10 protein-coding genes are annotated in these 12,505 nt (G+C 71.2%); 8 read left to right on the top strand and 2 right to left on the bottom strand.

The window, feature by feature from the left end; translation table 11 throughout:
• The 5 genes from IFY26_RS12680 to IFY26_RS12660 all read left to right on the top strand — a co-directional run.
• Positions 1–475: sodium/proton-translocating pyrophosphatase (locus IFY26_RS12680; RefSeq protein ID WP_232549376.1), on the top strand; the 475-nt coding region annotated here is incomplete at its 5' end.
• Positions 476–623: 148 nt separating this feature from the next.
• Entirely contained in the window at positions 624–3,137 is a 2,514-nt protein-coding gene (locus IFY26_RS12675; RefSeq protein ID WP_232549375.1) for a sodium-translocating pyrophosphatase, read from the top strand.
• Between the two features lie 72 nt (positions 3,138–3,209).
• Positions 3,210–3,893 (top strand): ABC transporter ATP-binding protein, encoded by a 684-nt coding sequence (locus tag IFY26_RS12670; RefSeq protein WP_269779497.1) that lies wholly within the window; start codon positions 3,210–3,212, stop codon positions 3,891–3,893.
• Positions 3,890–4,648: an ABC transporter permease gene (locus tag IFY26_RS12665; protein ID WP_232549373.1), complete on the top strand. Its 759-nt coding sequence runs from the start codon at positions 3,890–3,892 to the stop codon at positions 4,646–4,648. Before IFY26_RS12670 ends, IFY26_RS12665 begins: the two co-directional genes overlap by 4 nt.
• Entirely contained in the window at positions 4,639–5,562 is a 924-nt protein-coding gene (locus tag IFY26_RS12660) for a COX15/CtaA family protein (protein WP_232549372.1), read from the top strand. The genes IFY26_RS12665 and IFY26_RS12660 overlap by 10 nt, the downstream gene beginning before the upstream one ends.
• 31 nt (positions 5,563–5,593) lie before the next feature.
• Here IFY26_RS12660 and IFY26_RS12655 read toward each other — a convergent pair whose 3' ends face one another.
• On the bottom strand, positions 5,594–7,657 hold the full coding sequence (locus IFY26_RS12655; RefSeq protein WP_232549371.1) for a PhoX family protein: 2,064 nt from the start codon (positions 7,655–7,657) through the stop codon (positions 5,594–5,596).
• Positions 7,658–7,885: 228 nt separating this feature from the next.
• Positions 7,886–8,812: a heme o synthase gene (locus IFY26_RS12650; protein WP_232549370.1), complete on the bottom strand. Its 927-nt coding sequence runs from the start codon at positions 8,810–8,812 to the stop codon at positions 7,886–7,888.
• 108 nt (positions 8,813–8,920) lie between these two features.
• On the opposite strand from IFY26_RS12650, the gene zwf reads away from it, so the two are divergent.
• Genes zwf through pgl form a run of 3 tightly spaced genes read left to right on the top strand, consistent with a single transcriptional unit; the run spans position 8,921 to position 12,288 of the window.
• Positions 8,921–10,462: a glucose-6-phosphate dehydrogenase gene (zwf, locus tag IFY26_RS12645; RefSeq protein WP_232549377.1), complete on the top strand. Its 1,542-nt coding sequence runs from the start codon at positions 8,921–8,923 to the stop codon at positions 10,460–10,462.
• 9 nt (positions 10,463–10,471) lie between these two features.
• Entirely contained in the window at positions 10,472–11,401 is a 930-nt protein-coding gene (locus IFY26_RS12640) for a glucose-6-phosphate dehydrogenase assembly protein OpcA (RefSeq protein WP_232549369.1), read from the top strand.
• Positions 11,398–12,288: a 6-phosphogluconolactonase gene (gene pgl, locus IFY26_RS12635; protein WP_232549368.1), complete on the top strand. Its 891-nt coding sequence runs from the start codon at positions 11,398–11,400 to the stop codon at positions 12,286–12,288. The genes IFY26_RS12640 and pgl overlap by 4 nt, the downstream gene beginning before the upstream one ends.
• Positions 12,289–12,505 lie beyond the last annotated feature (217 nt).

Here is a 12,505-nt window from a genome sequence, read left to right as displayed (position 1 = left end):
CGTCGAGCCGTACTTCTTCATCGGCTACCTCGTCTCGATCGCGCTGTTCGGCCTCTACCAGGCCGTGTTCATGGCCAACGCCGGCGGGGCGTGGGACAACGCGAAGAAGATCGTCGAGGTCGACCTGGCGGCCAAGGGCACCGACCTGCACGACGCGTCCATCGTCGGCGACACCGTGGGCGACCCGTACAAGGACACGAGCTCGGTGGCGCTCAACCCCGTGATCAAGTTCACCACCCTGTTCGGCCTGCTCGCCGTCGAACTGGCGGTGTCGCTCGCCCAGGCGGGGCTGGGGGTCCTGGTGCACGTGCTCGCGGCCGTGTTCTTCGTGGCGTCGGCGTACTTCGTGTGGCGCTCGTTCTACCGGATGCGCATCGACGCGCCCATGCTCACCGCGGACGACTTCGCCGAGCAGGCCCCCGACGGGCTGGTGCCCGACCCCGCGGCGTCGCAGGGGCTGGCCGAGGCGCGCTGAGGCGCGCTCGCGGCGGCAGGCCCCCGCCGCGACGCGCCACCGATGCGGAGTTGCCCCCGGACCGGGCGTGAGCCCCTATTGTGCAGCCAGACGCGGCCCCACCCGGCCCGCGTCGTTCGCGCCCACCACACACCACGGGGGTCCACCGATGCACCGTCGCACACGCCACCAGCGCCTCTGGCTGCTCGTCGGCCTCCTCGTCCTGGCGGGCTGTTCGGGCGGCGTCCCGGCCGAGGGCCACCCGGGCGGCGGCGGGGAGGCGAACCTGCGGCTGCCCGACCTCGCCTCGGCGACCTTCTTCGGCGCGGTGGACGGCCGCACGCTCCTGACGGTCGGGCTGCTCATCGCGCTCGGCGGCATGGCCTTCGGGCTCGTGCAGTTCCTCGGCCTGCGCACCCTGCCCGTGCACGCGGCCATGCGCGAGGTCTCCGAGCTGATCTACGCCACCTGCAAGGCCTACCTGCGCCAGCAGGGGACGTTCCTGCTGATCCTGTGGGCGTTCACCGCGAGCGTCATCTTCGTGTACTTCAAGTTCCTCGTCGGCTCCGGCTGGGGGCAGGTGCTGATCATCCTCGCGTTCAGCCTGCTCGGCATGGCGGGCAGCTACGGCATCGCCTGGTTCGGCATCCGGGTCAACACCTTCGCCAACTCCAGGACGGCGTTCGCCGCGCTCAGCGGGCGGCCGTACCCCGTCCACCAGATCCCCCTGCGCGCCGGCATGAGCATCGGCACCGTGCTGATCAGCCTGGAGCTGTTCGTGCTCCTCGCCATCCTGCTCCTGCTGCCCGGTGAGATCGCCGGCTCGTGCTTCATCGGGTTCGCGATCGGCGAATCGCTCGGCGCCTCGGCGCTGCGCATCGCCGGCGGCATCTTCACCAAGATCGCCGACATCGGCTCCGACCTGATGAAGATCGCCTTCAAGATCAAGGAGGACGACGCCCGCAACCCCGGCGTCATCGCCGACTGCACGGGCGACAACGCCGGCGACTCCGTCGGGCCGTCCGCCGACGGGTTCGAGACCTACGGCGTCACGTCCGTCGCCCTCGTGACGTTCATCATGCTCGCCGTCAACCCGACTGTGATGGCGGCGGACGCCGTCGCCGCCACCCAGGCGACGCTGCTGAGCTGGCTGTTCTTCGTGAGCGCCACGATGATCCTGGCGTCGCTGGGCTCGTACTGGCTCAGCACCACGCTCACGCGGCGTCGGGACGCGCGGGCGGCCCACCTCGACTTCGAGCGGCCGCTGACCCAGCTCGTGTGGATCACCTCCGGGGTCTCCATCGTCGTGACGTTCCTGGTCTCGCTGGTGCTCATCGGCGGCCTGGGCGACGGCACGGTGTGGTGGAAGATGGCGGCGATCATGTCCTGCGGCACGCTCGCCGGCGCGCTGATCCCCGAGCTCGTCAAGGTCTTCACCTCCGTGAAGAGCCGGCACGTGCAGGAGGTCGTGAAGTCGTCCCACCGGGGCGGGGCGTCGCTCAACATCCTCTCCGGGCTCGTGGCGGGCAACTTCTCCGGCCTGTGGCTCGGCCTGGCCATCGTGGCGCTGATGGCGGTCGCGTACCTCATCTCCCTGACGGGCCTGGGCGACCTGATGGTGGCCCCCGGCGTGTTCGCGTTCGGGCTCGTGGCGTTCGGTTTCCTGGCCATGGGGCCGGTCACCATCGCGGTCGACTCCTACGGGCCGGTCACCGACAACGCCCAGTCGATCTACGAACTCTCCACCATCGAAGACCTGCCGGGCATCGACGCCGAGATCCGCGACACCTACGGGTTCGACCCGGTCTGGGATCGCGCCAAGCACCTCCTGGAGGAGAACGACGGGGCCGGCAACACCTTCAAGGCCACCGCCAAGCCCGTGCTGATCGGCACCGCCGTGGTCGGCGCCACCACGATGATCTTCTCGATCATGATGGGCCTCACCGACGGCATGACCGCCAACATCGACCGGCTGAGCCTGCTGTACGCCCCCTTCCTGCTTGGGCTCGTCACCGGCGGCGCGGTCGTCCACTGGTTCGCCGGGGCGTCCATCCAGGCCGTCACGACCGGCTCCTTCCGGGCCGTGGAGTTCATCGCCGACCACATCAAGCTGGACGGCGTGACCAAGGCGTCGGTGGAGGACTCCCGCAAGGTCGTCGAGATCTGCACCCAGTACGCCCAGCGGGGCATGTTCAACATCTTCCTCGGCGTCTTCTTCGCCACGCTGGCGTTCGCCTTCACCGACCCGTTCTTCTTCATCGGCTACCTCGTGAGCATCGCCATCGTGGGCCTCTACCAGGCAATCTTCATGGCCAACGCCGGCGGGGCGTGGGACAACGCGAAGAAGATCGTGGAGGTCGACCTCGACGCCAAGGGTTCGGAGCTGCACGACGCCTCCGTCGTGGGGGACACCGTGGGCGACCCGTACAAGGACACGAGCTCGGTGGCGCTGAACCCGGTCATCAAGTTCACCACCCTGTTCGGCCTGCTCGCCGTCGAGCTGGCGGTGTCGCTGCAGGCGTCGAACCTGCACGTGGTGGTGGCCGTGCTCGCCGCGGCCTCGTTCGCCGCCGCGCTGTTCTTCATGTGGCGCTCGTTCTACCACATGCGCATCGACGCCCCCATGCCGAGCCCAGAGCGCGTGCGGGCCGACCACAACGGCGTCCCGGAGATCCGCGGCTGACCCGCCCGGCTCGCCGTTGCGCGGGGGCCGGCGTCCTAGACTGGGCAGGTGCCCACCGAGCCCGCCCTACGCATGACCGACGTCCGCGTCGCGCTGGGCGGTCGGCCGGTGCTGCAGAGCCTCAGCTGGGCCGCGGACGCCGGGCGCGTCACCGCGCTGCTCGGCCCCAACGGGGCCGGCAAGACCACGGCGATCCGCTGTCTGACCGGGCTCATCGCGCCCTCGCAGGGCACCGTCGCGGTGCTCGGCCACCCCGCCGGCCACCCGGACGCCCTCGCCCGCCTCGGCCTCATGCCGCAGGCCACCGGCGCGTGGTCGGGCGTGAAGCCGCGCGAGCTGCTGCGCCACCTCGCCTCGTTGTACACCCACCCGCACCCCGTGGACGCCCTGGTGGACGCCCTGGCGCTCTCCTCGTTCCTCGACACGCCGTACCGGCGCCTCTCGGGTGGCCAGCAGCAGGCGGTCAACCTGGCCGGCGCGCTGGTCGGGCGCCCCGAGGCCGTCGTGCTCGACGAACCCACCGCGGGCATGGACCCCCATGCCCGCCGCCGCGCCTGGGGCCTGGTCCGGCAGCTCGCGGACGCCGGCGTCGCCGTCCTGCTCACCACCCACGCCATGGACGAGGCCGCCCAGCTCGCCGACACCGTCTTCATCATGGACGCCGGCGCCGTCACCGTCGCGGGCACCGTGGCCGAGCTGGCCGCCGACGGCTCGCTGGAGGAGACATTCCTGCGCCACACCCGGGAGGCCTCGTGAGCCTCGACCTCTCCCCCGCCGCCGCCCCCGCGCCGCGGGCCACGCGCATCCGCAACCACGCGACGCTGGAGGCGTCCCTGCTGCTCCGCAACGGTGAGCAACTGCTGTTGGCCCTCGTGATTCCCATCGGCATCCTCGTCGCCGGGCAGCTGTTCGGCGGACGCGTCGGGCTCGACCCGCGCACGTTCCCGGCGTCGGTGCTGGCGCTGGCCCTGTGGTCGACGTCGTTCACCTCGCTCGCCATCACCACCGCCTTCGAGCGCCGCCACGGCGTGCTCGAGCGGCTCGTCGCCACCCCGCTCACCCGCGGCGACCTCGTCACCGCCAAGGCTCTCGCCGTCGCGGCCATCGCCGCCGGGCAGGTGGCGGTGCTCGGCGTGGTCGCGGGGGCGCTGGGGTGGCGTCCGACGCCGACCGTCGCGCAGACGCTCGTGCTTGTCGCGGCCGTGCTGCTCGCCCTCACCACATTCGCCGCGCTGGCCCTGGCGATGGCCGGTCGGCTCCGCGCCGAGGCGACCCTGGCCGCCGCGAATCTCGTCTACCTGCTCGTGGCCGCCGGCGGGGGCGTCCTGCTGCCCGTGGCCGCCTACCCCGCCGCCGCCCAGCCGCTGCTGCACGCCCTGCCGTTCGCGGCGCTGGGGCAGACGTTGCGCACGTGGGCGGCCGGCGGCACCGATCCGTTGCCCCTGGCGACCCTGGCCGTGTGGACGGCCGCCAGCCTGTTCCTCGCTCGAAAGGCCTTCCGATGGATGTGACACGATCCCGCGCCCTGAAGGGGTGGTCGATCGCCTCCCTCATCGCCAACATGGTGATCATCTGGACCGGGGCGCTCGTCCGCCTCACCGGCTCCGGCCTGGGGTGCCCGACCTGGCCGCAGTGCGAGCCCGGCAGCTACGTGCCCACGCCCGAGATGGGCATCCACGGCGCCATCGAGTTCGGCAACCGGCTGCTGACGTTTGTGCTGGCCGCGATCGCCCTCGTCACCTTCGTGCTGGCGCTGCGCGCCTTCCGCCGTGGCGCCGTCGGGCGGAGCATGCCCGTGACGGCCTTCGCGGTGGGCCTTGGCATCATCGCGCAGGCCATCATCGGCGGCATCTCGGTGCGGATGCAGCTCAACCCGTGGATCGTCGGCCTGCACATGTTCGTGTCGGTCTTCCTGATCCTGGCCTGCGTGTGGCTGGTGCACCACGCGTACGCGTCCGCCCCCGCCTTCGCCCCGCTGCGGCTGGCGAGGTTGACCGAGGTGGTGTTCGCGCTCGGCATCGTCGTGATCGCGCTGGGTGTCGTCACCACCGGGGCCGGCCCGCACGCCGGGGACGGTGGTGCCGCCCGCAACGCCCTGTCGACGGAGTGGACGGCGAAGATCCACGCCTGGTCGGTGTGGGCGCTGGTGGCCCTCACCGTGCTCGGCGTCGTCTGGGCGTGGTCGGACGCGCGCCTGCGCCGCCTCTGGCTGATCCTGCTGGGCTCGGAGTTGCTCCAGGGTCTCATCGGCTACGTGCAGTACTTCACGCACCTGCCGCTGGGCGTCGTCCTGGCCCACATGGTCGGCACCACGGTGTTCACCGCCGCGTTGGGCCACGTGTGGCTGCTGACGCGGCGGACGCCGTCGCCCGCCCCCGCGGGGGCGGAGCCGGACGTCGCGGCCCGGCCGCGGGTCGGCGTCTGAGGGACACCGACCCGCGGCGGCCGCGCGGGGCCTACTCGCCGCGGTGCTTCGGCGCGCCGGACCTCCCGTTCTGCCACATCGTGACCACCGCGGGCCGCGGCAGTGAGCCTCCCCCGTCGGGCCAGTGCGACGCAGGGTTCTCGAACGTCGAGTCGTTCGTCTCCCCCGGGTGCTGGACGCAGATGTTCACGCGTCGCTCGGTCACCCACGGGCCACAGGTCTCCGCGCCCGTGGGCACCGAGCAGAACTGCCGCACCTGGCCGCGGTACCGGCCCGTCAGCGGCACCGCGTACAGGCCGTCGTGGGCCCCCAGCTGGTTGCCGTCGGTCGAGATCCACAGGTTGCCGTGCTCGTCGAAGGTGACGTTGTCGGGGCACGAGATCGGCGACACCTGGGCCTTGTCAAAACCCCCGAAGTAGGTGGCCGGGTCGGCGGGGTCGCCGCAGACCAACAGGATGTTCCAGGCGAAGGTGGTCGCGGCCGGGTCGTTGCCGGTCTCGGTCATCTCGATGACGTGGCCGTGCTTGTTGGCGTTGCGGGGGTTGGCCTCGTCCACGCCCGCCTTGCCGGCGGTGCCACGCTGGGTGTTGTTGGTGAGCGCCATGTAGATCTTGTGGTTGACCGGGTTGGTCTCCACGTCCTCCGGGCGGTCCATCTTGGTGGGGCCGACCGTGTCCGCCGCGAGGCGGGTGTAGACCAGCACCTCCTCGACGCTCATGCCGGGCACGAACGACTCGGACTCGGTGCACAGCGGGATCCACTGGCCCACGCCGTCGAACTGGCGGTCGGAGGGCAGCGAGCCCGTGCCGTCGATCTCGGCGGCTGGGGAGTCCCCGGTGAACCGGGCCACGTACAGCGTCCCCGAGTCCAGCAGGTCGGCGTTGCCGCGGAAGCCGCCCGAGCGGTTGACCTTCTTGCGGGACACGAACTTGTACAGGTAGTCGAAGCGCTCGTCGTCGCCGGAGTAGACGACCGCGCGGCCGCGGCGGTCGATCACCGCGGTGCCCGCCTCGTGCTTGAACCGGCCGAGCAGCGTGCGCTTCACCGGGGTCGAGGTGGGGTCGTACGGGTCGATCTCCACGATCCAGCCGAACCGGTTCACCTCGTTCGGCTCCTCTGCGAGGTCGAACCGGTCGTCGAAACGCTCCCACTTGCGCTCGGTCTCCCCCGTCGGGATGCCGTAGCGGCGGATCGCCCGGCTGCCGAGCGGATCGGTGACCGCGGCGCCATTCGCGAAGTACTGGTTGAAGTTCTCCTCGGCGGTCAGCCACGTGCCCCACGGCGTCAGGCCGCCGGAGCAGTTGTTGAGCGTGCCGCGGACGACCGAGCCGCTGGGGTCGGCCGACGTCTGCAGCAGTTGGCTGCCGCGGGCCGGCCCGGAGACGGCGAACTCCGACGTCGCGGTGAACCGGCGGTTGTGGCCGTGGCCCACGATGGGCTTGAGCTTGCCGTTGCCCTGGTTGCCCTTCACGGCCACCACCGACAGACCGTGGGCGGCCCACGCCACCTCGACCTGCTCGCGGGTGGGGTTGGCCGCGTCGTAGCCGGCGAACATGAGCACCTCGTCGGTGTACTCGTGGTTGACGCACATCAGCTCGACGTTCTTGCTGAGCGGCAGGAAGCCCAGGTAGTCGTTGTTGTACCCGAACTGCGTCTCCTGCTTGGGGCCGGTCTGCGCGTGGGGGTCGAACGCGGGGGCCCCGGCGAACAGCGGGTCGCCCCAGCGGATGACGATGTCCTGGTCGAACCCGTCCGGGGTCTCCACGGCGTCCGTGGTGGCCGGAGCGATCGGCGTCCACCCGAGGCCACGGAGCCGGCCGCGCGTGGTGAGCGCGGCGGCCTCCGGTGCCGTCACGAACGACGCGAGCGACGAGCCGGCGAAAGCCGCTCCCCCGGCGGCGACGAGACCCGCCTTCATGACGCCGCGCCGCGAGAGCGCGGCCTCGGCGATGTCGCCGAAGTAGGCGTTGTCGGAGGTGTTGGGCACCGCGTGGAAGCAGGCGTCACCGCACTTGAAGCGGCAGGTCAGGCTGGAGCGGTTGCCGTGGATCGGAGCGGGCGTGAGCAGGTTGAGCAGGCGTCGACGTTCGGGCATGGACAGGTTCCCCCTCGTGCGGTCATGGGTGCGCGGCAGACAGCCAACTGCCTGCGGACCAACGCAGGGGGGCGGCCGGGCGACGCGCGGGTGAACGCTCGGCGTCGGGGCGGGGCCGCCGACGGGCATGTGGACCCGAGGAAATGGCGCCATGGCGCCATTTCCTCGGGTCCAAATGCCCCTCTGGGTGGGAGGAGGACCAACAGGTCGCCCGCTGCAGGGGCGGCGTCAGAAGATCAGGGGATCGATCGCGGCGGCGATGAAGACGATCGCGAGGTAGCTGTTGGACCAGTGGAACAGGCGCATCGGGTTCAGGGCGGCGTCCCTCAGCCCGGCCCGGGCGCGGCGCTGGAGGGCGACGGCCTCCACGAGCAGCCAGCCACCGCACAGGCCGGCGACCAGCGGGTACAGCCAGCCCGTCCCCGCCACCGGCCACAGCACCATGCTGGTCAGCACGGTGAGCACGGAGTAGAGGAGCATCTGTCGCGTCACGGTCACGGCGTCGGCCACCACGGGCAGCATCGGCACGTCCACCCGGGCGTAGTCCTCCCGGTAACGCAGGCCGAGCGCCCAGGTGTGCGGCGGCGTCCAGAAGAACACGATCGCGAACAGGATCAGCGGCGGCCAGGCCACCGAGCCCGTCACCGCCGTCCAGCCGATCAGGGGCGGGAAGCAGCCGGCCACGCCGCCCCACACGATGTTCTGCGGCGTGCGGCGCTTCAGCCACAGCGTGTACACGAACACGTAGTAGAGGATCGCCAGGAGCGACAGCCCGGCGGAGAGCCAGTTCGCGCCGAAGCCGAGGAGGAGCAGCGAGACGAGCCCCAGCGCGACGGCGAACGCGTAGGCGGCGCGTGGCTCCACCAGGTGACGCGGCATCGGACGCCGCCGCGTCCGCCGCATGTGCTGGTCGATGTCGGCGTCCAGCACCGAGTTGAAGACGTTGGCGGACGCCGCCGAGGCCGTCCCGCCGATGAACGTCACCAGCACCAGGCCGAGCGACGGCAGACCGCCCGAGGCGAGGAACATGGCGGGGATGGTGGTGACGAGCAACAGCTCGATGATGCGCGGCTTGGTGAGCCCCACGTAGGCCTTCACGACCTCCCAGGCGTCGGCGCGCGTCGCGGCGTACGCCTCCGTGTGGGCTTGGTGCATGTGTCTCCCCGATCGGGTGGCCTTGGGGCGGGGCCCGGCACGCGCGCCCGCTCGCTGCAGTCTAACCGATGGTCGCCCGACCGCCTGAACCCCCGCCCCGGTAGAGTCCTGACCGTGCCCTCCACCTACACCAACCCGTTGCGCGATCCGCAGGACCGCCGGCTCCCCCGGGTCGCGGGGCCCGCCGCCCTGGTCATGTTCGGCGTGACCGGTGACCTGGCGCGCAAGAAGTTGCTGCCCGGCATCTATGACCTGGCCAACCGCGGTCTGCTGCCGCCGAGCTTCGCGCTGGTCGGCTACGGGCGGCGGGACTGGGATCGCGACGCCTTCTCCGAGTACGTCCGCGAGGCCATGCAGCAGCACGCGCGGACGCCGTACCGCAGCGAGGTGTTCCGCCAGATCGACGAGGGCGTTCGCTTCGTGTCGGGCGCGTTCGACGACGACGAGGGGTTCCTCACCCTGGCCGAGACGCTGCGCGACCTCGACGAGAACCACGGCACGGAGGGCAACCACGCGTTCTACCTCTCCATCCCGCCGTCCGGCTTCGACCAGGTGATCGAGCAGCTCCGCAAGCACCAGTTGGTCGACAAGTCGAAGCGGACGCCGTGGAGCCGGGTCGTCATCGAGAAGCCCTTCGGCCACGACCTGGCCTCGGCCCGCGAGCTCGAGGAGCGCGTCTCCAGCGTCTTCAACTCCGACTCGGTGTTCCGCATCGACCACTACCTGGGCAAGGAGACGGTGCAGAACATGCTGGCGATGCGCTTCGCCAACCAGCTGTTCGAGCCGATGTGGAGCCGCAACTACGTCTCCCACGTGCAGATCACCATGGCGGAGGACATCGGCATCGAGGGGCGCGCCGGCTACTACGACGGCATCGGCGCCGCCCGCGACGTCATCCAGAACCACCTCCTGCAGCTCATGGCGCTCGTGGCCATGGAGGAGCCGACGTCCTTCGCGGCCGACAACCTGCGCCGGGAGAAGGAGAAGGTGCTCGCCGCCGCCCGGGCCCCCCGCAACCTGAAGTCGCACACCGCGCGCGGGCAGTACACGGCCGGCTGGCAGGGCGGACGCCACGTCCGCGGGTACCTGGAGGAGGACGGCATCGACCCCGCCTCCCAGACCGAGACGTACGCGGCGTTCCGCGTCGACATCGACAACCGCCGCTGGGCCGGCGTCCCGTTCTACCTGCGGGCCGCCAAGCGGATGCCGCGGCGCGTCACCGAGATCGCCCTGATGATGGACGCCGCCCCCCACCTGCCGTTCGCCCACACCGACACCGCGGAGTTGGGCTCCAATGCGTTGGTGCTGCGCATCCAGCCGAACGAGGGCGTCACGCTGCGCTTCGGCGCCAAGGTGCCGGCCACGCAGATGGAGATCCGCGACGTCACGATGGACTTCTCCTACGGCGCCTCGTTCGCCGAGTCGAGCCCTGAGGCGTACGAGCGGCTGATCCTGGACGTGCTGCTCGGCGACCCCCCGCTCTTCCCGCAGCACACCGAGGTCGAACTGTCGTGGATGATCCTCGACCCGATCCTCGACTACTGGGCGGCCAAGGACCACCAGCCGGAGGGGTACGCGGCCGGCACCTGGGGCCCGCCGTCCGGCAGGACGATGCTCGAACGTGACGGTTTCACCTGGCGCAGGCCCTGAGGAGGCACCGTGATCAAGACACTGAAGGACACCACGTCCGCCCAGATCCAGAACGCCCTCATCGAGGTGCGCCAGTCGTTGGGCATGACGTCGAGCACCGTGTTCACCCTGATCGCCGTCGCCGGGGCGGACGACTACGACGAGACCTTCGACGCCTGCGTCGAGGCCGGGCGCGAGCACCCCTCCCGCATCATCCTGGTGGGCGACGGTTCGTCGCGCTCCACGCGGCTGGACGCCGAGCTGCACCTGGGCGAGTCGATGCCCGGCGAGCTGATCGCGCTGCGGTTCCACGGTGAGCTGTCCCAGCACAAGGGGTCCACCCTCTTGCCGCTGCTGCTCCCGGACTCCCCCGTGATCGCCTGGTGGGCGGGGGCGGCCCCCGAGGCACCCGCCGAGGACGAAATCGGCAAGCTGGCCAAGCGGCGCATCACGGACGCCATGGGCTCGGCCGACCCGCTGGCCACCCTGCGGGCCCGCGCCGCGAGCCTGCGACCGGGCGACATCGACATGACGTGGACGCGGCTGACCGCCTGGCGGGCCCTGCTCGCCGCGGCGCTCGACCAGCACACCGACACCGTGACCCACGCCTGCGTGGAGGCCGCGGCGAACAACGCCGGTGGTCTGCTGCTCGCCGGCTGGCTCCGCTCGCGGCTGGACGCCCCGGTCGACTTCGTGGTGTCCGAGGGCCCCGGCGTCACGGCGGTGACCATGGCGACGGCGTCCGGCGACGTGAGCGTGGCGCGCACGGACGGCAAGATGGCGTCCTTCTCCCTGCCCGACCGGCCGACGCGCAAGGTGGCGCTGCGTCGCCGCGAGGTCAGCGCGCTGCTGGCCGAGGAGCTGCGCCGCCTCGACAACGACCCGGTGTTCTCTGCGGCGATGGAGAGTCTCGTGACCGATTTCGCCCATGCCGGCAACGGCACCAAGGAGCAGGCATGACCGCCGACGCCGCCGATCACTCGGCACCTCCCGTTCCACCTGCCCTGCCCGGGGCCGGAACGGGCCCGGGTGAGGCGTCGGTGGCCGCGGCGTCCGGGGAACCGGCCGCGCCGGCGGCGGAGGAGGCGTCGGCGTCCGAGCCGGTGGCACCCGCCGGGGTCGAGACCGTGGCGCGCTACGCGAGCAGCACCGAGCTCGTGGAAGCCGTGGCCGAACGGCTGTTGGAGCGGCTGGAGACGCTGCGGGCCGATCCGGAGAAGGTCGTGCAGCTGTGCCTGACCGGGGGCCGGACGGCCACACGGGTGTACACCGCGCTGACCGAGCGGCTGGACGCGAGCACGCTCGACACCCAACGCCTGGAGCTGTGGTGGAGCGACGAGCGGTTCGTCGCGACGGAGGACCCGGACCGCCACGCGGGTCACGTCCTGGCGATCCTCGCCGGCAAGCTCTCGATGCGCTCGGACCTGACCCACCCCATGCCGGCCGCGGACGGCCTGGCCGACAGCGCGGCCGCCGCGGCGTCCTACGGCAAGGAGTTGGGCGAGACGGGCTTCGACATCTGTTTGCTGGGCATGGGCCCGGACGGCCACGTGGCGTCCGTCTTTCCCGACCACCCGTCCTTCGAGGCGGCCGGTCACCCGGTGATCGGCGTCACCGACTCACCCTTCCCGCCGTCCGAACGAATCAGCCTGACGGTGCCCACCCTCAACCGCAGCGCCGAGGTGTGGTTCCTGGTGACCGGTGACGAGAAGGCGGACGCCGTCCGTCGCTCCGTCGCCGGCGACCCCACCGTTCCGGCCGGGGTGGTACGGGGCTCCGTCCACACCTGGTGGTTCCTCGACCGCCCCGCCGCCAGCGCCCTCCCCTACCACTCCTGCAGCTTCTGACCGAGGGCCGCGACACGCACACTTCGGTTTCAAACTCCAGGTTAGGAGGCGGAGTTTGAGCCATGAACCGGAGTGTGAGTGGGCCACGGCCCTGGCCTGGGCGCCGGCTCCCTGCCGACCTTGTCGCCGCCCTGCCCGAAACCAACCACCCTGCCGTCGCACGGAATGAATCAAGCTGTCTGGGACAGTTGGGTTGGGGGTTGGTTGATCCAGACGT

The sequence above is a fragment of the Propioniciclava soli genome, assembly GCF_014858005.1.
GTDB lineage: Bacteria > Actinomycetota > Actinomycetes > Propionibacteriales > Propionibacteriaceae > Propioniciclava > Propioniciclava soli.
This window is presented reverse-complemented; position numbering and strand designations above follow the sequence as displayed.

Excerpts from the sequence above, each read along its gene's own strand:
- IFY26_RS12675 (WP_232549375.1), top strand. The coding sequence starts at position 624 with ATGCACCGTCGCACACGCCACCAGCGCCTCTGGCTGCTCGTCGGCCTC.
- IFY26_RS12670 (WP_269779497.1), top strand. The coding sequence starts at position 3,210 with ATGACCGACGTCCGCGTCGCGCTGGGCGGTCGGCCGGTGCTGCAGAGC.
- IFY26_RS12660 (WP_232549372.1), top strand. The coding sequence starts at position 4,639 with ATGGATGTGACACGATCCCGCGCCCTGAAGGGGTGGTCGATCGCCTCC.
- IFY26_RS12655 (WP_232549371.1), bottom strand. The coding sequence starts at position 7,657 with ATGCCCGAACGTCGACGCCTGCTCAACCTGCTCACGCCCGCTCCGATC.
- IFY26_RS12650 (WP_232549370.1), bottom strand. The coding sequence starts at position 8,812 with ATGCACCAAGCCCACACGGAGGCGTACGCCGCGACGCGCGCCGACGCC.
- pgl (WP_232549368.1), top strand. The coding sequence starts at position 11,398 with ATGACCGCCGACGCCGCCGATCACTCGGCACCTCCCGTTCCACCTGCC.